A 26558-nucleotide genomic window follows, 5' to 3' on the forward strand; every position below is an offset into this window, starting at 1 on the left:
GTGGTTCATGGAATACGGCGAACGGTTCCACGAAGTATTCGGAAAGCGTCTGCAGCAGCTGTAATCGAAGTTTAGGAAAAGCCGATTACAATTCTACAGACTAGGAACCATATAAAAGTCACACGAGATGCTAGAGAAATACTAAACCAGTGCCCTCGTGAGTGAAACCACCGAGTGCGACGCGTAGGTATCGGGAATCGTCGCTCGACTACAGTGGTCTCACTCAAACGAACATATCTACGTTCTCTTGGATATATCCGATTGGAGTGTAGTAGCGTCTATGCCAAACAAATCGGGCGTCGACGACGATTCAACCACACCCTCGATGACGCGAGGTGAGCGTGTTCGTGCAGCTGCACGAACGCTCCATACCCCTCGAACCGCATTGTGGGTGGCTGAGGAGACCGAAACAACGACGAAGACGGCCCAGAAATACCTTGAGCAACTCGTTGATGACGATATCTCACAGAAAATCGACCGCGGGAGCCAGACGCTCTACTGTGGCGATCAGCTGATGGCTGCCTATCGTGAGGTCGCGACCCTTCAACGCGAGTACGACCAAGAGGAACTTGCTGACTCCCTCGAGTCGATACAGACACAGATCGGAGAGTGGGAAACCGAGTACAACGTTGAGTCGCCAAGCGAGCTCCTAGCGAGTATCGCTGACATCGACGACCCTGATGAAGCCGACGTTCGGCGTGAAATCGCCAGCGAGTGGGACCATCTCGCTGATCGGCTGTCGGTGGTGAAGACAGCGCTGAAAGAGTACGATTGGGCGACCGATCGAGACGGGATCCCAGTGTGACACGCGGGATTTTCGTGGAAGACACTGAACGCCTCAAAGCCGCCGCAGAGCCGGTTCGTGAAGTGTTCGGTCGCTACGCCGACCGAAAGGAGTGAACTACCTCTCTCCATCCTTCGCCTGACTAGTGTCGTGAAAATTCGAGTATCTCCGGAGCTTGCTAGACAACACTCCGTAGACCGGGGACTTCGCGAAACACCACGCTGGGAGATGCCCTCTTTCGCCACCCACTTGCGGCGGCCGTCATCGGTCACGGCCGAGACGCCGGCGAGCTCGCGAACGTCGGCGATCCGTCGGTCGTAGCTGCTCGGTGAGATACCCGCTTCGTCCAGCAACTCGGTCCGGCCGAGCGGCTCCTCCGTACGGAGAAGCGCCGCATACAGCTTCGTCGCCGTCGGCGGCAGGTCAGGCCGGAACCGGCCGGGTGGCAGGGTGGCCGCCGCCCGCTCAATGTCTCCGACGGACAAGGCTGGACCGTTGTTTTGGAGAGCCGTCTGGAGGCTCTCTCGCACGTCGTACGGGCATGCTCCATCTTCCTTGTCCGATGGCCCGAACGATGCCAGACACAGCCGTACGAGGCGCTGGCGCTCGCTGGCAGCCCACTCCACGTCGTGGCTCGCTGCAAACTCGTCGATGAGCCGTCGAATGGCGGGATAAGTGGTGCCGTCAACGACGGGGATCGAGAGTGCTGGCGCAGTTTCGTCGCCGTCAGCGATCGCGTCGCGAACGTCGTCCGCCGTCGACGAAAGCGCGGCGTCGATCCGGTCGTGGAGCGCCGTCATTGTGGGGCCGGCAAGCACCCAGGAGGTCGTGAGGTCCATCTGGGAGCCCTCCTCGACCTCATACGAGAGGCGACGGCGCAGCTTCTCGGGACGCTTCTCGAAGAGCATGCGGTAGCCCGAGTGGATGCCGTACACGGACTGCTTGGGAACAGTGTGACGGAGGAAGTCGAGAAAGTCGCGGAGTCGTCGGTCGCTCCGAGCGAGCATCTCGGTGTCCGGCACGCGGAGCGTTGTCGTGAGATCAATGCCCGCAGCGTGATAGAGGTGGGTGGCCGACGCAACCAGCCCGTGAAGGTCCTCGAACAGCTCGGCACGGGCGGCCGTGTCGTCGCTGTCGACTAGGTCGGCAACACGGGCGAGGTGTCGGTCGCGAACGCCGGCGATACGCGACCGCCACTCCGCGTACTCCTCTTCAGCTTCGCTGTACCAGCCGACCTGTCCGCCCCGGCGCAGGACGTGGCCTGGTTCGGACAGGTCGCCGCCGTGGACGCCGGTGAACTCGCGACCGAACCGTGACGGCGTCAGGATCTTGCTCAGCGCCTTTTCGCTGAGTAAGGCTGACGCGAGGCGTCCCAGTGTGGCCAGCGGCCCGCCCCACTGCAAGATGACTCCCGCCTCCCCACCTTCGTGGGACAGGTATGCGACGCGACCGTCGTCGAACGCTTGCAGCCGGTCGTCAACGAGGGTGACGCCGTCGTCGCGAGCGACGGCGGCGAACCGGTCGTGGCACGTTCCTACATTGTTCGAACTATCGAGCCACTGGACGTACTCACCGGTCTCCTCGGGGGTGCCCGTATCAGCGAGCCACTCCTCAGTTGACGGTGTCTTGGCTGCCCCCTGGGTGGGGCGGCGGGGGGACACTGTACTTGTTGTAGCGTGAGGGGTGCCAGTAAGACTCGCGTCGAGGCGCTGTTGATCCGGGTGGAGAAGCTCGAATTCGGGCGTGAGAAAGCGGTCGACGGCGGTCTCGCCCATCGAGGTGAGCTGAACCGTGTTGTGTGTGCGATGGCGATTGACGGTGACGAGTCCGCGAGCTTCGAGATCCAGCACGTACCGGCTCACCGTCCCCGCCTCAACGGCGATCGCGTGATCCTCAGCAAGGTCGCGATACGTGCGCTCGCGTTCCGTCGCGAGGTTGCCGAGCAAGCGACGCTTGCCCGGCGTGCGCTCCAGGCCGTCGAGTGCGTCCCACGCCGGATGCGTGTCGGGAGTCTCACGTGGAGTACAATCGGGGTGTCGCAGTGTGTGGGACCCGTCCCGGCCGCCAGTAAGACCGAGATGCGTCTCGCTCCACCGCGGGTAGCGTCGGACGAGGTGGTCCTGCAGTGCAGGCGATGCGACCACCCGCACGTCGAAGCCCGCGGCGAGCACCGCAATGGTGGCGAGCGCTCGTACGCCGGTCCGTCGGTCCCCAAGCTCCGTCCAGGCGGTGCCGTCCAGCAGGAGGGTCACGGTCGTCGGGCGCTCGTCGAGTTCGCGGTGAAGCGCAACCGGTCCCTTGGCGAGCGCACCAAGTCCAGCGTTTACTGCACCTCGTCCGGTGCCGACGGCCTCCACCGTATCGCGCAGGGTTTCGAGTCGCCGATCGTGATACTCCGAGCGGGTGTCGCTGGTCGACTCCGGATATTTGAGGGCGAGCTCGGCGACCGCCTGCGTGTACGCGACTGCCTCGGCTACGTCGTCACGCCACGTCGTCTCCGTTGTATGTCGATCCGGAAGTGTCCGGTCGAGCAGGCGTTCGGCGACGTGCCACGGACGGGTCCCTGTTTCGGCGTGTGCGCGAACGGCACGCTCGGTATGGGGCCGGAGCTTCGTGAGCAGCTCCGGCAGCCACTCCGTGAACCGTGGGGAGACCGACGAGAGAACGATCCCGTCAGGTGACGCCGGCGAGGTGCCGGTCACGAGACGGACGCGTCGCTCGCGGGCCGCAGGCGGATGCGTCGCCATCGGCAGTTACTGGGGTCGGAGGTGAACGACCATCAGTCGGACTCCTCTCGGGGGAGGTCTCCGACTAATCGCTGGAGTGCATGCCGCACGTGATAGCGAGCTTCCGGAGACGTGGGACTGACGGCGCGTGCACTCCGGACATCGTCGAGTGCGTGTGTGGGCCCGTGGACGGCAAGCACGCCGGCGGCCGCGCCGAGCGCGTCGGTCGCCAACCGGGCGTGGCCGTCGCTGCTAAACTGCACTGCATGACGCAGATGTGCGATCGCCGACGATGTGGGATCGTCGTGGGTATGTCCGTCGTCGAGCGTGTCCTCAGGTCGGTCGGGGCGTTTATGCCCCGGGATGTCGTCTGTGTTCATGGGTGCGGCCCACCTGTCGGCCGGCGCTGATTCCGCCGGCCCCATTTCATGTACTCGCTAGGCAGGCCTGTACTTCGCTTATAGATGCAATACCATATAGTTTTTCACCTGTAGACACAGATTGTGTTTACAAGATGCAACAGAGTGCTAGTAAGGACCAATATGAAGATTCCGATAAGAATACCCACGTTGGTTCTAAATGGGAGTTCATGCCAGCTGAGGAGCGTGAGGACGAAGTCCTCCTCTTTTTATACGAACATGGAATTGCGCTCCCACCTAAAGCGATATTTCGCGGCCTGAAAGTGGAGCGAGACATCACCTTCAGCTATCGAACTATTCAAAATATTCTCAGCCGTCTCAATGATTCTGGCCACGTGATGAGATGCGACAAAGAAGCCCTAGATCAGGGCGAAATTCAGCCGCTCTCAGAAGATCAGAGTGGGCGGCGGACATACTATTACATTACAGAGTCTGGGATAGAACGTATAGGCGAATAATTGCACCTATAAGCGAAGTTTTTATGTGCTCCCATAGCAATATCTCTAGTAGAGACCCAGTCTAAGGTACCGACAAAGGGACCCACGTGCTGGCACACGTGGGCTGGGTTTCTCTGAGAGACCCATGTACAAACACAGACCGCGGACGCAAGAACGTTCGCACAGCAATCGACACGCAGCGACCACACCAAACAGTCCTCCTACAGGTGTACGGCAATGAGCGGCCGCCGAGCAGTCCAACTCTACGGCCGCCAATGTGAGATCTGCGGCAGCATCATTGCCGCAGCTCGTGACCAGCGTGAGTGCCTCGACTGCGCTCCACAGACGCGACAGCCGCCCCAGGAGGCCGTTGATGAGTGAGCCCACGCACGTCACGTACACGGTCGCCGCCGGCGAGCGCCGGCGCGTCCGCTACGAGCCCCGAACGGATGCTCCCGGCCAGTGGCGCATCGAGCAAGTCTGGACCGGCTGCACGTGGCGAACCGTCGGGCGCGAACACGTACAGATGTTCGAGATCGTGCAGCCATGACGGCGGCTACACACAGTTCTGGAACGGCACCGAGTACGAAACACCACAAACAGCTGATCAACCACACCCCAACACAATGACCGGCACGACAGAAGACGAAGTCGACGGCCCAGAGCACCTCAGAATACGCGATTTCAGAACGGAAACGGAATACCGGAAACACCTGATCAAGGTGCTTCGGCATTCCGGCTGGGATGTCGAGTCCGAAGTGTGGGCCGATGGCCGAATCGGCCGTGTCGACATCATTGCCTCACATCCGTCGATCGGAACCGTCGGAATTGAGGTGAAAAGACTGACGACAACTATGGCTCGCCCATCGGAGAGGGGATCAACCAACTGCTCCGCTATCGGAACGCGACGTACGACGGGGAGTCCCACGATTATTGGGCACTCGCACCCGGGTTTACGAGGTACACCCTCCCAGGGCGTATCACTGACGACACTGCCCGGTGGATGCGCATGACGATCCGAGCTATCTTGAGCAACCTCGGATTCGCGATGATAACCCGAAACAGAGAGATCATCTCGCTCGGTGAGCGGACCTACCTCAAGATCCCGATCCGCAACCCGGAGGAAGTGCCTCCCGAGCGATTGAAGAAAATAGACAACCGGATTGCTCAAAAGAATTGGGAGGGACTGCTGTGAGGGAAGTTCGGGAAGTAGCCTCGACGGTGATTGACGGATCCTCGATGGCGTGCTCAGAGCTTGCTCACCGAACTGAGAGAGAAGACAGCAGCGTACGACGAACGACCTCTGTGGAGTGCGGGTTCTACCATGACTGACGCAGACACCGATTCGACTGACGAGACGCACAACGACGAAATCACCGTGCACGACTTACTCGCATTCCAGCGCGACCTTCTCTTGGTCGCCATCGAGTTCGATGGCGAGAAAGTACCGAAGGGAATGGCCCTGAAACGGCGGGTTGAAGACCGGTACACGGAACCGATCAACCACGGACGCCTCTACACCAACCTGAACGAGCTCAAAGCCGCAGGCTTGATCAAGACTGAGAGTGTCGACGGACGAACGAACGCCTACCACCCAACAGACCAGGCTTACAAGATTCTCGAAGCGTATCACGAATCGCTCTCTGAGACGCTGGAGGGTGCGTATGACGGGTGACGCTTCCCATGGCGAATTTGAGACGCTCACGAATGGCCGTCACACCCATCCAAGGGGTGGCGACCGCATTGACCGAGACGAGAAAGCGCTCGATGCCGGCGACAGCGACGAAGACCACGTCTGCGAGAGAGCGCCGGCGGTCGCTTCTGACACAGCTCTTCGGGTTTCGGGGCGCTTAGTGTCCAAAGGATCGGAAATCAAGCTTCCAACAAGTTTCGAGCCGCAAATGTCGGCCAGAACCACTGACAACAACGATGAAAGACACAACGACGCAAACGGACGAGAAGGATCCGCTGTCAGTCTGGTACGAGCTCCTGAGGGTGCAGCGCGACTTGCTAGTGGTCGGCGCCAGCGTCACACTCCTCGACGTAGATGACGAGCTCGGCGTCACGCCCGTCCAGACTTTGCTCATCCACCAGGTGCTCGGCGGCGACGGGACTGCCTACTGGGTGGACGCCTCCGGCGCCGCCGACCCGTCTTCGAGAGCTTGTCCCGCATCAGCGTGTGCTTGAGCGGATCCACATCGCCGTCAGGTTCACACCCTACCAACACACGTCGCTCGTCAATCGGCTGAACAGCAAGCTCGACGATGCGTCCGTCGTGGTTGCGACCGGCGCCGACCGGCAGTATCGCGACGGCGACATGCCCGAGAAGCAGGCCGAGACAATGCAGGTCGGGCGCTTGCAGCCCTCGCACGCGTTGCTCGCGTTAACGAGGTCCCGTGGTCGTCACTTGAGTTCATGAAGACGACTTTTCAGCACAGCTCGTGAACACGGCGTCGACGCACCTCCGATGCCGAAACCCCTTTTGTCCGCGGTTCGATAATGACATCGTCGAGACGGAGACGCTCGCCTACTGGCGCGAAATCTTGGAGCAATGCGCCCGGATGCACAACGCGTCGACGGCCAAGCGCGCGGCGGGCACCGTTGGGGTGCAATACTGTGACGCACGAATCCGACGTACCGCGACTTGCTGCGGAGCGAAGAAGAGCAATGGGACGACTATCGGCGTGTCCTTCGGCTGGAGGATCAGCAGCATTTCGAGCGCTTGTTCGTCCACGAGAGAAACCACGCCGACGCCGGGGGGGTGCCTAACCACGAGGATCGACTCGTGCCGATCATCATGTCAAGTTACTTTGAGAAAGAGAAGCGAATTGCTGAGCTGGAGGAAAAATAGGAGATGATAGATGATTGGCAATGAGTTCATTTTTCATTGTTTAATACCCCTATTTTTGGTGTTGTGAAAGAATTTAGCGGATGATCTGAGTGTCCACAAACCCGTGCCCAAGAAATTCTAGTAGTGTACCATCTGTTTCAATGTTTAAGAACGGGCATCAATTCCAACGTGTATGGGTAGATTATACAATCTTAGTCATACAAATTCGATGGATATCCTTAATAACGAAGGGCCTCTTCTACACGCCTTTTGTGATATTCCATTTCTTCCTCATTGCTATCATGATCTCGGAATTCGTCATTAACAGTATCAAGTTGTACGAGCTTCTTAAGTTCAATGATTAGAGATGATTTTCGATCTACCACTTTCTTCCAATTCCATTTTTTATTAAATTCTGTAACAATCAGATCATCAGCTGTGTCAGTGCTCTCAATATCATCGTCATCACCATCTGAGTCAGATTCTTCCCTAGTAGTTTCATCATATTTGGATGCGATTTTTGAAATGATAGACTCAATAGAATCATTGATGAACATCTTTATTTTGACTTCCTCGTTATCATCAGTTTCATGAACGAGCTTTGCATCATTGATTTCATACAGGTCATATCTATTTCGTAAGTCACTGTGAGTTCCCCCATCGAGATCGAATTCTTCGTAAAATTTAGATAATTCGTCAAATTCGTCACTGAATTCAGATGGAGTTATTCTTGGTTCTTGGGAAATAGTAACGTCCGTAGTCCAACTATTGATATTGTCAATGCTTACAGTTTCGAATACTCCTACAGTCACTTTCAACAAGAGTTTGATTTCACCATCATTCAGTGCTGAACCGAATTCGCAAACTAGTTTGACAAAGTCTTCAACTTCGATATCAAGATTATCATAATCTCCAAGATATTCTCCAAAATCAGTTAAGTCTCGGTAACAGCGTAGGTAATACCATATTATTTTGATTGAAAAGAGCCGGTTACTTACCTTATTATTCAGGTCGTCTTGCAGAATAATGCTGTTGCCAATATCTTCTAAATATGCCTCAGAAAGGTCATTAAGTCGATCCTGAATGCGTTCCTCGTCGGTATCATCGTCGACTGCAGACTCATATACTGCTCTTAGTTCTTCACTAGGAGCATCGTCTTCGTCAATTTTAAAGAAGTGCTGATACCACGCATATTCGTTCTCTTTACTTAATTGAGTAGGATTTTGTGGAAAAATGTGCTCACGTTCAATTGATGCAAAGTCGATTTTCCTTGGACCAATCGGACCACTACGACCTAATCCAGATGATGAAAGAGCGTTCTTTCGCCCAATTTTTTTCAGGATGTTCTTTGGGTTTGACCATGAAGGGCTGTGCATATTCCGCACGATCTCACCACCAGATAGTTTGCCCCAAGAGGACTCATTTATAAAATGAGCTTCCATAATCTGACGCGTATTAGAACTGAATTCTTCAGTAGCTTCAATCCAATCGTCGTCCTCATCATAAACTGAAATATCCCCGAAATCTGGCACATTTGCATTGTTGAAGTGATAGCACCCTGCAATAAACACCTGGTCGATAGCGGTAGCTTTACTCCTCGAAAATGAGCTGCGGATCATAAATATTTCAGTTAACTCTAGCATATCCCTGAAAAATTGCTCATTAACGATAGTAGAGTCTTCAGCTAGCTTTACATACATACGAAACACGAACGGCCTCCACTGATCGCCATTTAAATCTTGTAGTATGCTTTCGCACTCATATTGAATAGTGTCATCATCAAAATAGGAACTATCCAAGCTAAACTTCTCTTCGGAGCCAGCACTTTTTAAATCACGGTACTTATCGGCATGTTTCTCTATTGATTTAATGAACTCTTCAGGAGAGTCATCATCATCATCTTCCTCTACAAGCCGCGAAGGTATCGGTCGCATCGAGGACTTACGGGTCGCAAAAGCCTGAAGTAGGTTATCATTTATAGTTCCCTTTTTGTATATTGTTTCAGACTCTACCGAAAGAAGATAATCTACCAGATATTCTTTGATGCGTCCGCTATCTTCTCCGAAGTACTCAACTAGACTATCGAAAGTTGTCGCCGGATCTGAATTGATACCGAATTTCGCTACAACTCTAGCGCGAATCTTGTCATGTAGATCTAGGCTACTTCCAGTCTCATTCAATGACTTGAATACATCAATTTTCAATGTGTCATCAACAGGTGACGTAAATCGACACCTCACAATACGGAAAGCAGACAATAAGATTACTGATAGATTGATTAAGGCAATTGATCTCTTTCGTAGCTCGTTGTCACCCAGGTCGAGCTCTTCGTCTAATAAGAGATCTATGTATTCACCATATTGTTTGTTTGCGGATATAAGCTTCTCATGGGAACCTGCTTTGTATTTTGACTGATCTAACACTTCATCTAGTGAATCATAGCTTTCATCAAGATTCAGATCCTCAAGTTCCAGGTCTTCGAGTTCTCCAGCTCTTTCAAGATCATCTTCAATAGTCCCCCTAATCAAACGCCAATCTGGAAAGCTTCCGTCTTTCATTCCCTCAAGATATTCAGCAACCCGAGAAATTTTTTCATCGAATAAAGATTTGAAATATGGGTCATCATGAGCAGTCATATTCAATCGTAGAGAATTCCCATTTCCATCGTTCATGATATTGGTATATAATAATTTTCTCACCATTGCCCCTCTGAAAAATTTTATTCCTTCATGTGTATTCGAAGAATACTCCGCAGAATCGTCAACCGCGACTTCATAAGACTTCAGCCGCTTATTTATTTGGTTGAATACTATGAATAAGGTGGCCAAGCGCTGCTGGCCGTCAATGACCTCGTAGATCTCGTCACCTGTTTCGCCATCAGTTTCTTCTGCAAGATATATTGTTCCGAAGTAAAACTCCTCAAGCCTATCTTCTGAACCCGCGGGTTTGAGATCAAGCTTTCCACTCTCTAACTCTTTGCTATGTAGACTAGTGAAAAGGTCCATAACAGAGGCCCAGAATTGATCGTGGTTCTCATCTTCCCACGAATATCTTCGTTGAAAGGTTGGAACATAAAGTTCTCTACCTGAGTTTAGAATTTCACCCAAGAATTCATTCTTTGGCTCAAGAGTATCACCAATATCTTTAAATATGTCTCTATACTCACTAGTAGAGACATCTAAGTCGTCTGCCCCATCTTTTGCATCAAAATCCAGTTGTGAACCTACTGAGTCGGATCCACCAATGATAGTTTTAAGAAGTGCACCTTCAGAACCATTATTTCTCATATTCATATCTCCAAGCCATCACATATCAATGTAACGTATTATAAATCTGTCATAACTTCAGCATAGGTGCTATATTATAGTTACCATCCATAACTTGACATAGTCAAAATATCAAAATGGGAGATTTAGTTCACAATTTCTGAATTGACTGTATGGAAGTACAGAACACCAGTGTCATAGAACCACTTACTTTCCCCCGCGCTCGCTGATGAGTTGTCGACGTAGAGGTAGAGTCAGCCAGGGGGCGAACGTGCAGTACAAGGTCACCGTTCCAAAAGGGATAGGCGATGCGATGGAGTTGGAGGGTAATCGCCTCGATTGGAAGGTCAAATACGAAAGCATGCTCGAGGTGACGGTTGTCAATGAGTAGAGCGGGTTGGGTACGTCCGACTTTCACAAGACAGGATGTCGCTTGCTCGGCAGCAACGAGACGTTGAGGACTACGCCAGCGGCAAGTACGCTCGCCAGCTCCGCACGTACGCATGGCTGCGGAACGGACGTATGACGTCGAGGTTGGTGAAACTCACGCTACTGTACGTCGACGTGGGCGAGACGAGCGGTGATGTCGATATTACACCCATGACGGTCGAGCGAGAACGGGATGAGGACGAGTACGCGGCGTCCCTCCGGAACGACCTTCGCTCCGTAGACCTTGCATCCCAGAAGGACTCTCCGCACGCCCGACGGAAGAGCGGTGTCGAACCTATCCGTACGCGGCGCCCTGGGGAGGGCCATGCGAGCACGGAGACTGATCCTGCGGGCCAGCGGGAACACTGATCCAGTTTCGATTCCCTACAGTTCGAGTTCCTCGTCGAGGTACGTCCCAACGTCCTCGTACTCGTTCTCGAGGACCTTGCAGAGCTCCAGGTTCGTCAGCAATCCTCCACGCGTGATGTTCGCGGAGCCGACGTAAACGTACGTCTCCGTGATCACTGCCTTGGCGTGGAGGTCGTGAACCTTAGTGACGGAAACGTTCTCGATGCCGGCGAGTCGGGACAGCGCGTACTCGTTGGCTTCCTCGTCGGGGCGGACGTACACGTCGACGTCAGTATCGACGTCGCGGAGGGCGGCGGCGAGTTTCGTTCGCCGATCGTCGACCCCGGGCGCAAGAGGGAGACGGACGTCGACATCGCTGAGCCACGGAGAGCAGATCGCGACGTGGTCGCCGTAGACGAGCGCGTGTCCGAGGAGGTATCGAAGCCCGCTAGAGGGTAAGGAAAACGCTCGTCCCATCGTACTCACCTCCTGGCAGGACTTCACGCTTGAACAGTTCGTCACCCAGTTCCTCATTCGGTACTCGCCGGATCAGCTCCTCGCGGAGTTCCTCAAGGAGCACGTAGCTCAGCGTGTCGGACTGGTCGTGTCCGGAGGTACACTCAGCCAGCTGGAGGTTCTCGACGCAGCCGTCGATATCGGGCGAGAAGAAAAGGGTCTCGACGCGCCCGTGGCCGTCAAAGTTCGGCAAGACCTGGTTCACCTCGCTTTCGGGGTAAGTGTCCTGCCCACCGATACGAGCCGAGGCGACGACGTGCTTGACACGGTACGCCAGGCGGGCGGAGAGGCCTTCCTCCCGGGCGAACTGGTTGGCCCTGTCAATAGACGACTGTACTTCCTCGACCACTTGCTCCACGACGTGGTCGAACACCGGTACCTCATCCGAAGCGCGGACCGCGCCTTCGATGGCGTCCCGGTCGACGTCCGCAAAGGGAAGGTCGTCGACAAACGCCTCCTCGGACCACAACCGCTCGCAGATCACCTGCGGATCGTACGTGATCCGCGTTACGGATTCCAGTGCGTTCCCTGGATCTTCTCGAAGGTCGTCGAACACGAGGTCAACGAGCCCCTGGCCGCCCTGCGACCGCTCGAAGACGTACACGACCTTTTCCTCGAGGTCGACTCCATAGAACAGGGAACCAGGCGTCACACCGGCCACGTCGGCGACGAGCTGCGTGAAGAAGTGGGCTGCCGTGTGGGCGCCCATCTCGCGCAATTCGACCGTCGAGCGGTCCTTGTACCTGTCGAGGCGCTCGACGACGTTCGGATCATCGATCCGGTCGAGGAACTCGGAAATGTCGAATGTCAGTCCGCGCGTGTCGAGCTCGAATCCGAGCGTCTGTTCAGGGGTCTCGATGTGGCGCTCGATGCGATCACCACCGGTGAAAATGTACTCGTCACGGGACCGTGCGTAAGTCGCAGGGGTGATCTCCAGCGAGACTCCCCGAAGCTTGACTTCCCCGGAAACGTCTGATAACGTCGCGATCCCACGCGAGTCGGCGTCCTCGCCGAGTTCGACCGCCGTTTCGACATCGGCGCTTGCGTGGATCTTCCCATACGCACGGTCGTTGTGCCGGAGACAGCTGTCATGCTCAAGGATCTGCAGACACTCCGGACAGTACCTGACGATGTTGAGCGCCTTCGAACCGCTGAGGTCGGCGATGTCCTCGAGGCGGATGGAGTCGGGGATGATAAGGTCGTCCCGCCGCTCTCCCGGAATGTCGTCGAACACGAACTGAACCGTGCCGTCCCGAGTGACCGTTTCCGGCACAAAGGCCTGTAGGCTCCCGGCCTCTTGCTTGTACTCGCTTCTGAAGGGTGTATAGGAGTGGACGAGGTTGTCGATTGACTGGTCGCTCCCTTCGTTGTCGTCGGCGCCGTAGAAGACAGTGATGTACTGTCCCGCGTCGTCGAAGTAGTTCTCGGGGACGTACCAGACCTCATCGGCGAGCGAATCGCCGGCGGCCCGCAGGAACCGGTCGTAGTAGTACCCGCCCCGGAGGAGGTGTTTCACGTAGTAGAGACTCAGGAAGTTCGACGGGATGGACTGATAGCTGTGCAGTTCCCCGAGCGCCTGCTTGAGGTAGTAAATCCGTTTTCGTTCGCGGACAAGCGCAGACGCCCGTTCGTCGTCAAGAGCCTCAGCGATACGGTCGACTGCATCCTCGAGATCGCCGACGTCGTGCGAGAGCCGCGGGAGGTCGACGTCCGCGCGTTTGGCTGCGTTCGTAAGCCGTAGCACACTCGCTTTTACGCCGTAAAGCAGTGGGAGTACGTCCCGGAAGTGTTCTAGATCATCACTCGGGTCGGCGCCCGGTTCCGCGATCATCGTCCGTACTTCTTCGAGCTGGGATTCGAGATCGTCGATCAACGTTTCGTCGACGAGCCGTTCCTCGTGCTCACGGCACTCCTCGACGAGATCCAGCCGTTCTCGAACGTATCCGAGTACGTCTTTACGAACGCCCTCGACCATCTCCCGCTCGGTGTTCGTAGTTGCCGTATCGTCGTTGAGACCGAGGTCGTCGAGTTTCCGTTCGATTTCATCTTCGCGGTCTTCGAGCCTCGCTAACACCCGCTTGATGGGTTCCTGACCGGTCAGTGGCTCGAATGAACTCTCTATCCCGAGTTCCTGATACAGCACCGTCTCGGGATCGGTCAGCAGTTCGTGATACGCATCCCATCCAAGTTCGTCGATCAGATACTCCTCGTGGAACTCCTGTTTCTCGACCTGCGTAGAGTAATGCTGGCGGTCCTGAATCCTCGACGAAACGTCGTAGAACTCCTTATAACGATTGTGGATCCACTCGATGACGTCGTTGTCAGGCTTCAGCGGAGTACGGATCTCGGAGCCGAGGAAGCGATCGGCCCGATAGAACATGTTCGCGTCGCTCGTGAGATCGGACAGGAAGACGAAAACGTATGAGTCGGTTCCTGGTTCCCGCGCGGCACGCCCGACGCGCTGGACGAACGACGAGAGGTTCCAAGGGGTTCGATACTGAGTGACGATTGAGATGTCCCCAACGTCGATCCCTACCTCAAGGAAGTTCGTCGATAGGAGCACGTCACTCTGGATGACGGAGGCATCGAAACCGACGTCCGAGAAGACGGACGAGAACTCCAGTGGTTCTCCGATGAACTCTCGGTCCATCCCTTCGGCGACGTCTCGCCAGTCTCCGGGACCGTCCAGTTCGGTGTGGTACTGCCAGAGTTCCCGCTGGCTGTCGGCATCCTCTAGCTGGGTCCGTTTCTGATTGACCTGGCTAATGCTGTCGATGAACGACAACAGCTTACCGCGAGGTCCGTCCTCCTGCTGGAGCATCGCGTGTCCCAGCAGGAGGATTTGCTGGATGAACATCGAGGACACGCCCGGACCGTCCTCTGTCGCCTTCAGGAAGAAGTAGTGTTCCTTGTCATCGTGGTTGGTGGCGAAGTCCGCGTCCGGTGGGTCGACAGCTTCGATCCGACCGTCCGGTATCGGGAAGATCTTCGCCGCGAACTGTTCCGCGTTGTCCACCGTCGCACTGGCACCGAGCCAGAGCATGGACTGGTCAGTGATCTCTTCGAGGTTGTCAACGACGTTCGCCGTGTGTGCACCCCGAATTCCGGTATAGAGGTGGATCTCGTCGAAGACGATTGCGTCGACTTCGTCGATGAGGTCGTAGTTCGGCTTGAGCCCGAACAGTTCCAGTGATTCGAGCGTGGTCATTACGATCTCCGGACCACCGGACCGACGGATATCCTCACGGTTCAAGACGACTTCTTCGTCACTGAACCGGTGGCCGTCGTCGTGTTCGCAGACAAGGTCATAATGGGATCCTCCTCCCTCGTATCGGAACGCGTGCGGATCGTGAGGTTCACCACACCAGCAGTTCGCGAGCCTGAACCGCTTGTCGCGGCCGACTCCCTCAAACAGGGCTTCGGCCGTCGAGACATCCTCGGGCTGATACGCGGTGTCTCCTGACCAGACGCCAACCGAGAGCTGATCCTCGCTGGTGGTCTTGATTGCATGCAAGTGGCGAAGCACGCGGCTCAACTGATCCTGTAAAAGCGCCTTACTCGGATAGACAAGGGCGATACGATCTAGTTCCTCGTTCCGGAGTAGCTGGTAGAGGGGACCGAGGAACGCTTCCGTTTTTCCGAATCCCGTCGGTGCTGAGAATATCGCACCACGTGAATTACCGTCCCGTCGATCCCGGTTCAAGTTCCGAACGAGTTCCCAGCTGGTCCGCTGAAATTCCAGTGGATCGAACCCGAAGATGTCGATGATGCTCTCGATGAAGGGATCGTCACCGTCGTATTTTCCAGGATTCCGCCGTTTCTGAGGCTCTTGCGTGTACTTGAGTGCCGAGGTTACACGAGGAGGATCTTCAGTCTCCGGTCCGAAAATCTGTGTGTTCTCCAGGAGCCCCTGCACGAGCGGTGCTACGTCCCGATCGACGCGTGAACGATCCGAATTCGGGTCAAAATACTTCATCGATTGAGATATCTCGTGTGGTTCCGATACTCCATTTAATCTTGCGGCGGCGGCCGGGCGTTCTCGTATCGTGCCACGCGAGGATGGATCGACCACATAAAATGGCATTATCCGATCAGTTTCTGGTGTGGTTCATGTTTGTACTTGGAGATGAGAGCGTGTTTCATGGAGAATCGAAGATGTACGTATAAGGAGATTGTCAATATTACAGATATATTTCGACGTCACTCCAAGAATTGCGCTGGACGCCCCTTGGATGTGATATCAAACATTCCGCCGCTCACTTACGGCTTGGATCTATTTCACCGATAACACTTTCTGATATGCCCCTATATTCCAGATTAACCACGTTGAGAAGACAATTGCCAAATATCTAATCACAGGTCTCTGTTTGAATTGAAATCTAGTCAATACAATATAGTAACACGAATTATATTTTTTACTGGGTGGCAGACTTCTAATAAAGTATATGACACTATCGAGGTGATTGAGGAGACAGAACTTGATATTACTCGAATTAGGTCCAATAACATCAGAATTCCAGAGGTGCGGTAATTTTTTGTTCTCTTGCAATCAGGTCAGACTCATACAATCACGGCCATATCCAGAGGCCACGAGGCCGCGATAGTAAGAACAGCGGTAGGTTACAACTCTAGCAGCAGCTGTAGCAAACGGAGAAGCATCAGTGAGCGGTCCTACCGCGAATGCGCCCCATAATCGGATACACAAGATGGATTCACCACAAGCGAGACTCGACGCAGCGACGGGACGGGCAGCAGAGATTACCTGGTGGAACCGTGCGATGACCAATCTCAACGAGATAGACGGTGTCGAGGGTGCCCAGTCATTCGTTACTGACCACACGATCGAACGGAAGGGTCCCTTCGTGGAGTTCGTCGACGCCCCGGCGTTCCACAGCGAGACGGCAGCTGAGTTCCTCGGCGCCCTCGACTACGACGACGCGATCGTCGACGCCATTCGGCATGAACTGTTCGGCGGCGATCCGGACGGGAAACTGTATCAACACCAGGCCGAGACGATCGAGGCGATAGAGACTAAGCCAGGAGACAACGTACTCGCGGTCCCGACTGCGTCCGGGAAGACTGAGGCGTTCTTCCTGCCGATCCTCAACTCCTGTCTCTCCACCGATGAGCAGGGCCTGAAAGCGGCTATCCTCTATCCGATGAAAACGCTGGGGTCGGACCAGTTCAACCGGTTCATCACGTACCTCGATCGGATCAACCGAAACCGACCGCCCGAAGACCGGATCACCATCGGCATCTGGGACTCTGACACTCCCGCTCGCGTCGGCACTCGGGACTTCGAGATCGAGGAGGGAACGTACGTTCGTGGGCTGATCGATCCGCGGAACCCCGACAAGAAACTCCGGATTCTGAACGACTCCGCCGTCGGAACGTCGGACAATACGTACTCGTGGATCAAAGTGACGCGTGACGCCATTCGGCAGGGGGTCGACATACTGCTCACGAACCCCGAGGCCCTCGACTACATGTTCGTCAACGACAAGGCGGAGACACGGGGAATTCTTGGCAATCAGCCCGGCGAGCAACCACTCGAACACATCGTCTTCGACGAAGCACACGTTTGGAGCGGTATTCAGGGGGCGGCAATCTCACTGCTGTCGCAGCGTCTCAAAACGTTCTACGCGGACAACGACCCGCAGGTCACAATGGTGTCCGCGACGGTCGACAATCCGACAGAGCTGGCCGCGTCCCTCACCGGCAGTGAAGAAGCATCGATCAACAGCGTCGAATTCACAGGGCGTCAGTTCAGGGTTCGAGATACACCGGACTTCGACCGGTTTGCGCCGACTACGCTCAACGACATCGTCATCGCACTGGCCATCGCTCGCTTCGATGTCGCGCACCCCGAAGAGTACGTCGCGGAACACGAACTCGAAAACGCAGTCGAGACTCTCAGAGAGGTCGGGTTACTCGATCGCACTGCCATCGCTCCTGCAGCACACGCGTCGGAGTGGGTGTTCGACCCGATTGACGACGCAGCGAGCAAATTCCTCGAATCCGGGGAAGCGACCGACATCAACGAACTCTTGCAGACTGACGAGGGGCGAGACGCCCTCGTCGCGGCCGCCATCGAGGCCGGAGGATTCGCCAGCGGGTGGTACGAGTTCGTTCTCGAGGAGATTCCGGAGGTCGCGGCGTTCACCGAATGGTTCGATCGAGACACGACCGGCGAAGTCGGGTTCCGATCGTACGGCGACCTTGTCTCGGAAGCGGAGCAGGAAGGCGTCTCGGATCCGGAGGGGCTGCTCGACACGATAATGGCGTTCGGTCGGCTCGCCGGCATTGTCACCGAGAAATACCACGTCTTCCTCAAGCCACCGCACCGCGTTCACTGGTGTCGAGCTTGTGGTACGCTCTCGCGGGACAACAAGTGCTGGGAATGCGGGGAAGCGCCCATCCCGGAAGTCCAGTTCTGTCGGAAGGGGACTTGTCACGAACCTCACGTCGCGATCGATGACAGTGAGGAGGGCAAGGAATTCGCCCCGGTCCGTGGCAGCGCTGACGATGACTGTCCGGGATGTGGCGGATCGCCCCGGCTAACAGACATCGGCGTTCCCACCTCCTCGCTACTGTCCTACATGCTCTCCGAGGTGTGCCGGGTTTCCCCATCGAACAAGACCCTCGTGTTCTCCGACTCTCACAGCGCTGCCGAGAGCGTGGGAGAGGGGATCATCAACACCGAGTACGGGTTGATGGCCCAGACCATCTACCTTCAGGAGTTGATGGAGACGGGCGGGAAGGCCGACCAGTACGAGCTGTTCAAGTCGGTCTCCAATACCCTTCGGGAGGAGTACTGGGAACCACTCGTGCAGGACAACCTCGACGAAGACGCAGAAGCGTACAACTTTCTCGTGCCGCTCCGGGAGGATATCGAGGCACACGCCTACCTCTCGAACTGTGAGGCCCTGTTAGACAGTGCGCTCGTTACCGCCGATGCCGTCCGGTCGTTCGACGACCCCGTCGACATCACGATTGCACACGCGCTCTACAAGCGGTTCGTCCTCGGGGATGCGTCCTTCCAGTACGCCGGCGTCGAAATCGACGGGCTCACGCGAGAGAAGATCCTCGATCGGCTCGGCTCGGATCTGGAGATTGACCGCGTCCGGGTTGACGAAGTACTCGACGAGATCATCCTTCGATTCCTCGACGTGGGGATCATCACCATCGCTACACACGAGTCGCTCAAGCGGGCCGTCGATCAAGCAAACATCACTGACGACGAGAAGCGCGCCAAGGTCGGGAACTTTTTCGACGAGGCTCGCGACGAACTCGAACGGAGCGGACTGGTCGAACCTCCGGCCGACAGTGGGGTCTTCACGCGGAACGTCCGTGAAGACGACTCGAACCTCGTCCTCCTCGCCGAAGCGGCGTTCTGTGCGGAGTGTTACGCGTCGTTCCCGACGAACGGCGACGGCGAAGCCGTCGATACGTGTCGGGAGTGCGGCGCGTCCGTCGAGACGTACCGTCGGTTCACCGAGACCGAAGATGGGGGATTCGTCGCCGATCCCGGCTACGCCGATGTCGACTCGGGATGGGACTACGCCGTCGACCACTGGGCGCACGACGTGACTGAGCCGATCCGTGGCGGCTCGGACGCTGAGTTCGTCACCGTCGGGATCCACAAGGGGAACATCTCCCCGGCCATCCGGGGCGCAATCGAGGAAGGGTTCCGAAAGGATCCGCCCGAGGTGAATGTCGTCAGTTCGACGCCGACGATGGAGCTCGGCGTGGACATCGGGAGCCTCGACACGGTCGCACAGGTGGGCGTCCCCCCGACGCTCACGAACTATGTCCAGCGATCTGGCCGGACAGGACGGACGCGCGGGAGCTCGTCGCTCGTCATGACCGTTATCCGTGGCCAGCATCCGGTTGACGGCCACTACTACGCCAATCTTGACAGCTATCTCGGGGAGTTCGAGCCGGTTCGTATCCCGGACCCGGAGGACTTCGACGAGGTGCTCGCCGGACACGTCGTCACGGAGGTGTTCGCCTACCTCGCTCGCAACCCGCACGAGGACAAGGTGTTCGAGCTCACGTACCGACTCTTAGAGCCTGAGCTGGAGAACCTCGAGAAGTTCGTCTCCTCGGTCGAGGAGAAGCTGTTCATCCTCCAGGAGTTCATCCAAGAGGAGATGGACGATGTCCTCCGAGACTACGTCCGTGGCATCTTCGGCGACCAGGGTGTCGAGGTGTACGAGGAGGTGTTCTTTGGCGACGGACCGCTATCGCTGTCACGGCGGGTCGACCAGACGTTCTCACGACTCCGCGGAATGTCGACCGGCGCGGCGACGAACAAAGACCTCACGAGTAATACGTCCCGCCTTGACCAGTGGTTGAGTAAGCTCGGGTACCTCGCCAATTACCGTAGCTTTGGGCAAAACTTCCCAGTTAAGTTTAGCGGGAAGCAAGAGAAGATCTCCTTCGAGGGGAGCGGCCGCCTGTACGACATGTATCCCGGGGAGGAGAACGACCTCGGCGGAATGGTGTCGCTCCACGGGACTGACTATATCGTCGAGGACGTTCGCGGGACGCCGACACCGCTGACCGATGTCGCCGTCTGTGACAATGAAGAATGCGACCGCCGGTTCCGGAGCTTCGACCCCGACGAAGTCACTTGTCCCCACTGTGATTCCGATCTCGTCATTACACAGATCCACGGAATCTCCTCAGTCGAATGCTCTGCGGCGCTGGGCGGGCGTCGTGGGTATCGGACGTACTCGCAGATGTCCACCTACATTCGCCCAACCGACGCCGAACGCGCGCAAGAGGAGACAACGCTGTTCGGGCTCCGTTGTGAGGTCGAATACGGACAATTCGAGCTGACCGACTTCGTGTACGCGTTCGAGAGGGGACACTCGATGAGCGCCTCGACCGAGATTCTGCGGTCTGAAGCCCTCATCGAGAAGGACGAGGACGGTGGGTCGACCGCCGGCATGTCATGGCGCGAACGTCTGGAGAAATCCCAGGAAGAGACGTATCGGCCGATCGGGCAGCAACACCACACGCAGGGACTCCGGCTCCGGTTCGACCGCGACGCCATCACGGACCGGTTCGGACAGGTGACGCACCCGACGGCGTCGTGGCCGCAACTGCTGACGAGTCTGGAGCAATCGTTCGACCGGGCGATCCCCGTCGTCGTCAAGTGTGACCGGTCGGATTACCGTGTCAAGGCGTCGATTACGGAGGACGCCGTCGAGGTGAACATCGTCGACGGCCGGCAGGGTGGCAACGGGATCAGCTGGCACGTCCACGAGAGCCTCGCCGAAGTTGCCGACCACGTCGTCGACGTCGCCGACTGTGACCGCTGCGTCGACTACTGTGACGAGTGTCTCCTGCTCTCGCGCACGCCGAGCCACTACCTCGAGAACGACCTGCTTGACCACCGGACGCTGGCCGCCGTCGTCGGTGGGGAGGAACGGTGAGTCTGGAGGCGATCAGGCGTCGGATCGAGGACGCCGACGTCGCGTTCATCCACGACCCGGACGGAAACGTCCACTACTGGAAGCTCCGTGCAATCCCGGCGCTCACGTACCTTGGTGTGGAGCACGCAACGTATCCGACATCGTGGCGCCAGCTCAAGCACACGTGGCAGTACGAACGCGGAGGCCGACAGTACTCGTTCCCGGGATACGACTACCACGTCATCGGCGGGATTGACCTCCCACCCACCGAGGACCTTTGCGTGGTCACGACGAGCTACTACGAGAAACAGACACGGTTCACGATTAACGACATCGTCGACCGGTATGCCCGTGCCGACGGAACGCTCGTCGTCGTCGCCGACGAGCGCCGATTCCAGCCGGCAGGAGGGCTCCGTCCGCTGTATCAGGAGCCGTTCTGCCAGCGAATCGGGCGATACGATCGCGTGTACGACGCCTTCGCTGAGCACTACGAGGATGCCGGCTGGGAATTCCCCCTCCGAGACACCAAAAACCTGTTCCTGCAGGACAACGCGAACCTGTACGAACTCGTCGAGGACGAATCCGTGGACACGACGACGGAACTGTTCAAGGAACTCACCGAGGCACCATACCTGCCGCTGTACGGGACCTTCTCCGAAATCTTCGCTCGACGGGGCGAACTTGGCGTCTCTCCGCTGGCGAGCGACGACATGATCGAGGCGTTCGGTGGGTGGCTCCGCCGACGGATCGAGTGGGACAAGGGGACGGCGTCGGATGTCGCCCACGACCTGAATCGGTCGGTTTCACTGGAAGGCACAACTTTTGACCCCTCCTACGCCAAGCGAAGCCCGAAAATGCGGGAGGCCCGAGAGGCGGCAGATGTTCTCGACCCGGACGCGAACGAGATTGAAGCACGGTACCACGACTGGTTGACGAATCCACTATGAGCGAAACAGCACCATACATTCTGAACGCGGTACAGACACCCGCGCCGCTACGGACCGTTTATCGATCCATCCAGCGGGGCAACACAACAAAAGAAGAACTTGAGGATGACACGTCGCTCGATAGCGACCTCCTGAACCAGGGGATCAGCGGGCTGCGAGCCGTCGGCCTCGTCGGTCGACAGGAGCCCGACTACTACACGGTCGATCTTCCGTGGCAAACCGGCGAGGACGAACTCGACTTCCGCCTCGGCGTTCTCCACAATCTCGCAGCCGAGGCCGCCGAATCAGACTGGGGACGACAGTCAGTCGTGTTGTTGAACTACCAGTATCTGCTCCAGGAGGAGATCCAAGCGTTCGAGTCCAACGACGGGGCGCTGTACGAGACTATCAACCGTTGGCACCGCGACCGTGGGTACGTTCCCCGTTCTCAGCAGGGGGAGATTGACCTGAACGAACACAAGTTCGTCAACTGGTCGCGACTCGTCGTCTATCTCGGGCTCGTCCACAAAGCGAACGGTCGAACACACACGGTGTATCCCGATCCCGACGTGATCAACGAGTCGATAAAGCTCGCAGTAGACGAAGTCGGGTCCGGAAACCGTGTGACGATCACCGACTACGTCGACTGGTTGTGGGAGAACCTTCTCCTCGTCGAACTCACGAGCGACGGGAACGTTCCGTCGCCGCTGTCGAGAGTGCTCTTCAACCTCGTCCGAAAGGAGAAGATCCGAATCGTCGAGTCTGGGGACGCCGCCGTCGTTGACCTGAATGGCGTCCCACGACGGAAGGGGATCGACAAAGATGCGAACTCGATTGAGGTGACCCAATGAACGACATCGTCAAACCCTACGCAGAGGAAACGGCCCGTTGCCCACACTTTGAGAAGGTCGATGAGGAGACGCTCCGCCGTCTTTTCAGTAAGGTCGCAGCGGTTCGGTCCGAGGATCACGACCTCTTCGACTTCACGCACCGCCCAATGGAGGTATACCGCGGAACGTCCGCTGGTGGCGAAACCTGGACCGAAGATCGGATCTATCAGGAGTTCTCCGAGAACCGGGTCGGGAACTTCGCCGTCGTCATCGAGGGCGAGGTCGGGACCGGCAAATCCGAGCTTTGCGCATATCTCTCCCACCAGCTTCGACTGGAGGGGCGCCCGATGCTCCACATCGACAAGGACGACGACCTGATGTCAATCCTCTCGGAACGGATCCCGGAGTTCTATGAGGAGCAATTTGGGGAGGAACTTCCCGGTGCATCCGACTTCAAGAACCTCCGTGACGACATCGTCGAAGTTCCGCAAGTGGTAGCTGATACTGTCACCGGTAGCGCCATCCTCCGCCTGCGGAGACAGAATTTCGACGTTGCACCTGGAGCAAACCAGGGGAATGAAGTCCGGGATTACGTCGCGGAGAAACTGGAGCGGCTCGTCGAACGCGGCGAGTACGCACAGAAGATCCAGTTCGTCGGCGAGAACGATTACAAGCAGCGGGAGGAACTCCAGATATTCGACGAGAGTGTGGACGTCGAAACGTCGGTGAATGCGTTCAACGACGCCCTCTGGCAGGTCATTCGTGACCAATACAACACCGCCTCTCTCGACGATGTCTTGGAGCAGGTAGGGGACCGGTTCGAGGATACGCGTCCGGTCATCGTGTTCGAGGACTTCTCGATTGCGGCGATGGAGGCCGAGCGCCTGCGGAAATACATGGAGCGGGACAAGTCGTCCGACAACTGGGACTTCATCATCGCCGGGACCCGTGACTCGACCGATGTCCTCCACACGCGAACGGCCGAAGACCGCTTCGAGTTCTTCCAAACGAACGAGCAAGACTCGAACACGGTCTTGTTCCTTGACGAGGAGTCCGCCGTCGACTTCGTCCGCCCATATCTGGGATATATCAAGTCTCACGACGACAGCGTTCGCTACGACCGCGACACCGAAGACGGGGCCTTCGACCTCAAGGAAGCCCCCAGCGGGTCGATATGTGCAGAGTGCGGGTTCTGTGAAGAAAACTTTCGAGACCTGTTCCCGTTCAACCAGCCGTTCCTGCGGCGCATCTACGCCGGGTTAGACGAGAGTCAGCAGTCGCCCCGCGAGTACATCATGACCGTCTTCGAGGTCCTGCAGGACTTTCACGAAGGGTTCGTTGAAGCACCATCGTCTTCGGACGCGCTCAGGCCGCTCCGCAACACCGTTTCCGTCGCCGACGAAGTGTACGAAGACGCCGAAACGTACGCCGATCTGGCGAAGTGGTACGGACGGGAACGTGGAAATTCAGTCGTGATAAGCCGGAAGTTCGTCGATGCGTTCGGATTCGATACGGATGGCCTCCCCGACGTAATCGAGGTCGGAGACGGTGAGGTGGTTATCTCGTCTACCGCCGACGCTAGCCAGACCATATCAGGGAACGGTGAGGGTTCCGGTGGTAGTGGAGGTGGCGGTGGAAGTGGCGGTAGTGGTAGAGATAACGGAAAATCACCCACCGAACGCGAAATCGAGGAGCAGAAGGTCCAGATCGATTCGTGGATCGAGGACCCGGAGAAGTACATCGACACGGACGAGTACATCAAGCGGGCGTTGCGAGACCTGCTGGAGGAGATCACTGATGATTTCCGGCTGATCGAAGGCACCTCGCTGCGCTACATGCTCAGTAGTCAGAAATCGCCGTTCGTCTACCCCGATTCGAACGAGGCGCCGGACGAGGACCAGATAGTCCTCGACCGTGGTGACTTCCGTCGGTCAGATCTCCGACGGCTCGTCGAGTTCGGGGTCCGCCGCGATATGTCGCCCCGCTCCGCCGATTACGACGCGCAGCTCGAGGCCGCCGGCACGCAGCTCACCGGCTACGCCGAGGAATGGCGGGACCGGATCTTCGAGACGCAGCTGGAGACCGACGAGGTATTCTACAAGCGACACGCCCAATACGATTTCACCGATTTCATCCTCGCTACGTACGCGACCCTCACGGTTCTCGACGACCCGTGGCACGAGGTGGACGCGAAGCGTCTGAACGAGCGGTACAAGTCAGACGACGAGTTCTCGATTGACCAGCAGCTACTTACCGGGCTGCAGGACATCCTCAGTCACGAGGAGCTGCAGGCAATCGAAGACACGATGGACGACGCAAAGTACGTCGAGGACGTCCTCGGCTCCCTACTGGGGGTGTCTGCGAGTACACTCGACGTTCCCGCGGTCCGGGACCGGTTGGATCGCCACCCTCCGTATCAGGTATTGAAGATGCTCGGTCGGCAGTACATCGGCAACATCGCAGCACGCGTTCGCTTTGCGTCGGGACACAACGTGAGGGATATCGCGAACGCGATGTACGACGTCCGCAAGGCGCTCAGCGACGCTACCGATCACGGGTATCAGCGGGAGACAGTCGAGTACGTCACGGATATGCTGACCGGGACGGACGTACACCGAATCAAAGACCGGTACAAGAAGCTCAAGACGTACGATAGCGTCGACCCCGATCTGACGGAGCGACTCGGTCAAGCCTGTACCCACAGCCAATCCGAGGTGAACGATACCGTCGGGGCCGCGAAGCTCGCTAATCGCCTGTACGGGAACGACCAGTTCTCGACGATTACGGCGACTCTGGCCAGCCTCAAGCTGGATAACGACCGCACAGTCGAGGACTTCCGATCGGTCCCGCTAACGGGAACCAGCGGTTCTGCCGAACTCGGGGACGAATTCACGGAGGTGAGTGCACACTATGTCGACTGAACAACAATCAGCAGACCACGACCGGAACTTCGAGGAGAGTATCGAAGAGATCTACCAGCAGTACCGCCATCGCCAACTCGCATCCAGGCTCGAGGACATCGCCGAAACGATGGAAGAGACGATTTTGCAGCGGATCCTCGCTGAGAGGTTCCTGCAGGCCGATCTAGAAATCGACGACGACGCGAAACGGTCAGTGTCCGAAGCTCGAGACCTGCTGGATGCCGGAGATTTCGAGGCTCTCGGCGATCGCATCGACGATCTCGAGAAAGATGTAGAAGACCAGAAGCGACGGATCAGCAACGAAATCCACGAAGCTCGGATCACGATGCGGAGCCGAGTCGACGGAATGCAGAGGCTCAACGCGCGCGTCGGACGAGTGAGCGAAGTAAAGCTCCAGGCAGTCCACGAACTTCTCTCTGACTGGGACTGGAAGGGGCAGGTGTATCGCGATCAGGACTGGGACTTCGAGACGCTCAAGCAACGTGCCGCGGAGTACGGTGAAGACATGCGTCGATATTTCGACGAGTGTCGCGAGGAGATCTTCGGCCCGTACGAAGGGACGACGTTAGAGCCGATCGTCGATGGACTGCTGTCGGATGACCAACTCTACCTGGACGAGCTCACAGACGAACAGATCGAACAGCTCCGGGATTCAGACCTCGTTGGTCACGTCGAACTGGCGCTATCCTAAGTTAGGCGACCAC

At 57.1% G+C, this 26558-nt stretch carries 17 protein-coding genes and 1 pseudogene; 14 read left to right on the forward strand and 4 right to left on the reverse strand.

Annotated elements, in window-relative coordinates:
* Window positions 1-325 precede the first annotated feature (325 nt).
* Window positions 326-805 (forward strand): DUF7342 family protein, encoded by a 480-nt coding sequence (locus tag ACYQ07_RS02505; protein WP_459880197.1) that lies wholly within the window; start codon window positions 326-328, stop codon window positions 803-805.
* A gap of 2758 nt (window positions 806-3563) precedes the next feature.
* On the opposite strand, the gene ACYQ07_RS02510 is transcribed toward ACYQ07_RS02505, so the two are convergent.
* A complete protein-coding gene (locus tag ACYQ07_RS02510; protein WP_459876924.1) occupies window positions 3564-3890 on the reverse strand; it encodes a hypothetical protein in 327 nt (108 codons plus the stop codon).
* Window positions 3891-4024: 134 nt separating this feature from the next.
* On the opposite strand from ACYQ07_RS02510, the gene ACYQ07_RS02515 reads away from it, so the two are divergent.
* The 7 genes and pseudogenes from ACYQ07_RS02515 to ACYQ07_RS15475 form a co-directional block, all read left to right on the forward strand.
* Entirely contained in the window at window positions 4025-4387 is a 363-nt protein-coding gene (locus tag ACYQ07_RS02515) for a hypothetical protein (protein ID WP_459876926.1), read from the forward strand.
* 352 nt (window positions 4388-4739) lie between these two features.
* Window positions 4740-4916: a hypothetical protein gene (locus tag ACYQ07_RS02520; protein ID WP_459876929.1), complete on the forward strand. Its 177-nt coding sequence runs from the start codon at window positions 4740-4742 to the stop codon at window positions 4914-4916.
* A 459-nt stretch (window positions 4917-5375) separates the two neighbouring features.
* Complete coding sequence (locus ACYQ07_RS02525) at window positions 5376-5561, forward strand: hypothetical protein (RefSeq protein WP_459876932.1); 186 nt, start codon at window positions 5376-5378, stop codon at window positions 5559-5561.
* Window positions 5562-5690: 129 nt separating this feature from the next.
* Complete coding sequence (locus ACYQ07_RS02530; protein ID WP_459876935.1) at window positions 5691-6041, forward strand: helix-turn-helix transcriptional regulator; 351 nt, start codon at window positions 5691-5693, stop codon at window positions 6039-6041.
* Between the two features lie 254 nt (window positions 6042-6295).
* Entirely contained in the window at window positions 6296-6553 is a 258-nt protein-coding gene (locus ACYQ07_RS02535) for a hypothetical protein (RefSeq protein ID WP_459876938.1), read from the forward strand.
* Window positions 6546-6785: a hypothetical protein gene (locus ACYQ07_RS02540; protein WP_459876941.1), complete on the forward strand. Its 240-nt coding sequence runs from the start codon at window positions 6546-6548 to the stop codon at window positions 6783-6785. The genes ACYQ07_RS02535 and ACYQ07_RS02540 overlap by 8 nt, the downstream gene beginning before the upstream one ends.
* A 213-nt stretch (window positions 6786-6998) precedes the next feature.
* A pseudogene (locus ACYQ07_RS15475) lies at window positions 6999-7217 on the forward strand (DUF8156 family protein); the annotation flags it as partial.
* A 218-nt stretch (window positions 7218-7435) separates the two neighbouring features.
* On the opposite strand, the gene ACYQ07_RS02545 reads toward ACYQ07_RS15475, so the two are convergent.
* Window positions 7436-10483, reverse strand: a complete 3048-nt coding sequence (locus tag ACYQ07_RS02545) for a DUF262 domain-containing protein (RefSeq protein WP_459876944.1) — start codon at window positions 10481-10483, stop codon at window positions 7436-7438.
* A 501-nt stretch (window positions 10484-10984) separates the two neighbouring features.
* Between ACYQ07_RS02545 and ACYQ07_RS02550 the strand changes: the two genes are divergently transcribed.
* On the forward strand, window positions 10985-11260 hold the full coding sequence (locus tag ACYQ07_RS02550; RefSeq protein WP_459876947.1) for a hypothetical protein: 276 nt from the start codon (window positions 10985-10987) through the stop codon (window positions 11258-11260).
* A gap of 15 nt (window positions 11261-11275) precedes the next feature.
* Here the strand turns inward: ACYQ07_RS02550 and ACYQ07_RS02555 are convergent, their stop codons facing one another.
* A complete protein-coding gene (locus ACYQ07_RS02555; protein ID WP_459876950.1) occupies window positions 11276-11716 on the reverse strand; it encodes a phospholipase D-like domain-containing protein in 441 nt (146 codons plus the stop codon).
* Window positions 11688-15731, reverse strand: a complete 4044-nt coding sequence (locus ACYQ07_RS02560) for a DEAD/DEAH box helicase (RefSeq protein ID WP_459876953.1) — start codon at window positions 15729-15731, stop codon at window positions 11688-11690. Before ACYQ07_RS02560 ends, ACYQ07_RS02555 begins: the two co-directional genes overlap by 29 nt.
* Window positions 15732-16533: 802 nt before the next feature.
* Between ACYQ07_RS02560 and ACYQ07_RS02565 the strand changes: the two genes are divergently transcribed.
* Genes ACYQ07_RS02565 through ACYQ07_RS02585 form a run of 5 tightly spaced genes read left to right on the forward strand, consistent with a single transcriptional unit; the run spans window position 16534 to window position 26545 of the window.
* Window positions 16534-21198 (forward strand): DEAD/DEAH box helicase, encoded by a 4665-nt coding sequence (locus ACYQ07_RS02565; RefSeq protein ID WP_459876956.1) that lies wholly within the window; start codon window positions 16534-16536, stop codon window positions 21196-21198.
* The gene (locus tag ACYQ07_RS02570; protein ID WP_459876959.1) at window positions 21195-22124 is read left to right on the forward strand and encodes a hypothetical protein; all 930 of its coding nucleotides are present in this window, start codon (window positions 21195-21197) and stop codon (window positions 22122-22124) included. Before ACYQ07_RS02565 ends, ACYQ07_RS02570 begins: the two co-directional genes overlap by 4 nt.
* On the forward strand, window positions 22121-22954 hold the full coding sequence (locus ACYQ07_RS02575; RefSeq protein ID WP_459876961.1) for a hypothetical protein: 834 nt from the start codon (window positions 22121-22123) through the stop codon (window positions 22952-22954). The genes ACYQ07_RS02570 and ACYQ07_RS02575 overlap by 4 nt, the downstream gene beginning before the upstream one ends.
* Window positions 22951-25854: a P-loop NTPase family protein gene (locus ACYQ07_RS02580; protein WP_459876964.1), complete on the forward strand. Its 2904-nt coding sequence runs from the start codon at window positions 22951-22953 to the stop codon at window positions 25852-25854. The genes ACYQ07_RS02575 and ACYQ07_RS02580 overlap by 4 nt, the downstream gene beginning before the upstream one ends.
* A complete protein-coding gene (locus ACYQ07_RS02585) occupies window positions 25844-26545 on the forward strand; it encodes a hypothetical protein (protein WP_459876967.1) in 702 nt (233 codons plus the stop codon). The genes ACYQ07_RS02580 and ACYQ07_RS02585 overlap by 11 nt, the downstream gene beginning before the upstream one ends.
* The last annotated feature ends 13 nt before the right edge of the window (window positions 26546-26558 follow it).

The sequence above is a fragment of the Halorubrum gandharaense genome (assembly GCF_054654575.1).

Bases quoted from the DNA above. Each gene is read 5' to 3' on its own strand.
- ACYQ07_RS02505 (WP_459880197.1), top strand. From the start codon at position 326: ATGACGCGAGGTGAGCGTGTTCGTGCAGCTGCACGAACGCTCCATACC.
- ACYQ07_RS02510 (WP_459876924.1), bottom strand. From the start codon at position 3,890: ATGAACACAGACGACATCCCGGGGCATAAACGCCCCGACCGACCTGAG.
- ACYQ07_RS02515 (WP_459876926.1), top strand. From the start codon at position 4,025: ATGCAACAGAGTGCTAGTAAGGACCAATATGAAGATTCCGATAAGAAT.
- ACYQ07_RS02520 (WP_459876929.1), top strand. From the start codon at position 4,740: ATGAGTGAGCCCACGCACGTCACGTACACGGTCGCCGCCGGCGAGCGC.
- ACYQ07_RS02525 (WP_459876932.1), top strand. From the start codon at position 5,376: ATGACGATCCGAGCTATCTTGAGCAACCTCGGATTCGCGATGATAACC.
- ACYQ07_RS02530 (WP_459876935.1), top strand. From the start codon at position 5,691: ATGACTGACGCAGACACCGATTCGACTGACGAGACGCACAACGACGAA.
- ACYQ07_RS02535 (WP_459876938.1), top strand. From the start codon at position 6,296: ATGAAAGACACAACGACGCAAACGGACGAGAAGGATCCGCTGTCAGTC.
- ACYQ07_RS02545 (WP_459876944.1), bottom strand. From the start codon at position 10,483: ATGAGAAATAATGGTTCTGAAGGTGCACTTCTTAAAACTATCATTGGT.
- ACYQ07_RS02550 (WP_459876947.1), top strand. From the start codon at position 10,985: ATGACGTCGAGGTTGGTGAAACTCACGCTACTGTACGTCGACGTGGGC.
- ACYQ07_RS02555 (WP_459876950.1), bottom strand. From the start codon at position 11,716: ATGGGACGAGCGTTTTCCTTACCCTCTAGCGGGCTTCGATACCTCCTC.
- ACYQ07_RS02560 (WP_459876953.1), bottom strand. From the start codon at position 15,731: ATGAAGTATTTTGACCCGAATTCGGATCGTTCACGCGTCGATCGGGAC.
- ACYQ07_RS02565 (WP_459876956.1), top strand. From the start codon at position 16,534: ATGACCAATCTCAACGAGATAGACGGTGTCGAGGGTGCCCAGTCATTC.
- ACYQ07_RS02575 (WP_459876961.1), top strand. From the start codon at position 22,121: ATGAGCGAAACAGCACCATACATTCTGAACGCGGTACAGACACCCGCG.
- ACYQ07_RS02580 (WP_459876964.1), top strand. From the start codon at position 22,951: ATGAACGACATCGTCAAACCCTACGCAGAGGAAACGGCCCGTTGCCCA.
- ACYQ07_RS02585 (WP_459876967.1), top strand. From the start codon at position 25,844: ATGTCGACTGAACAACAATCAGCAGACCACGACCGGAACTTCGAGGAG.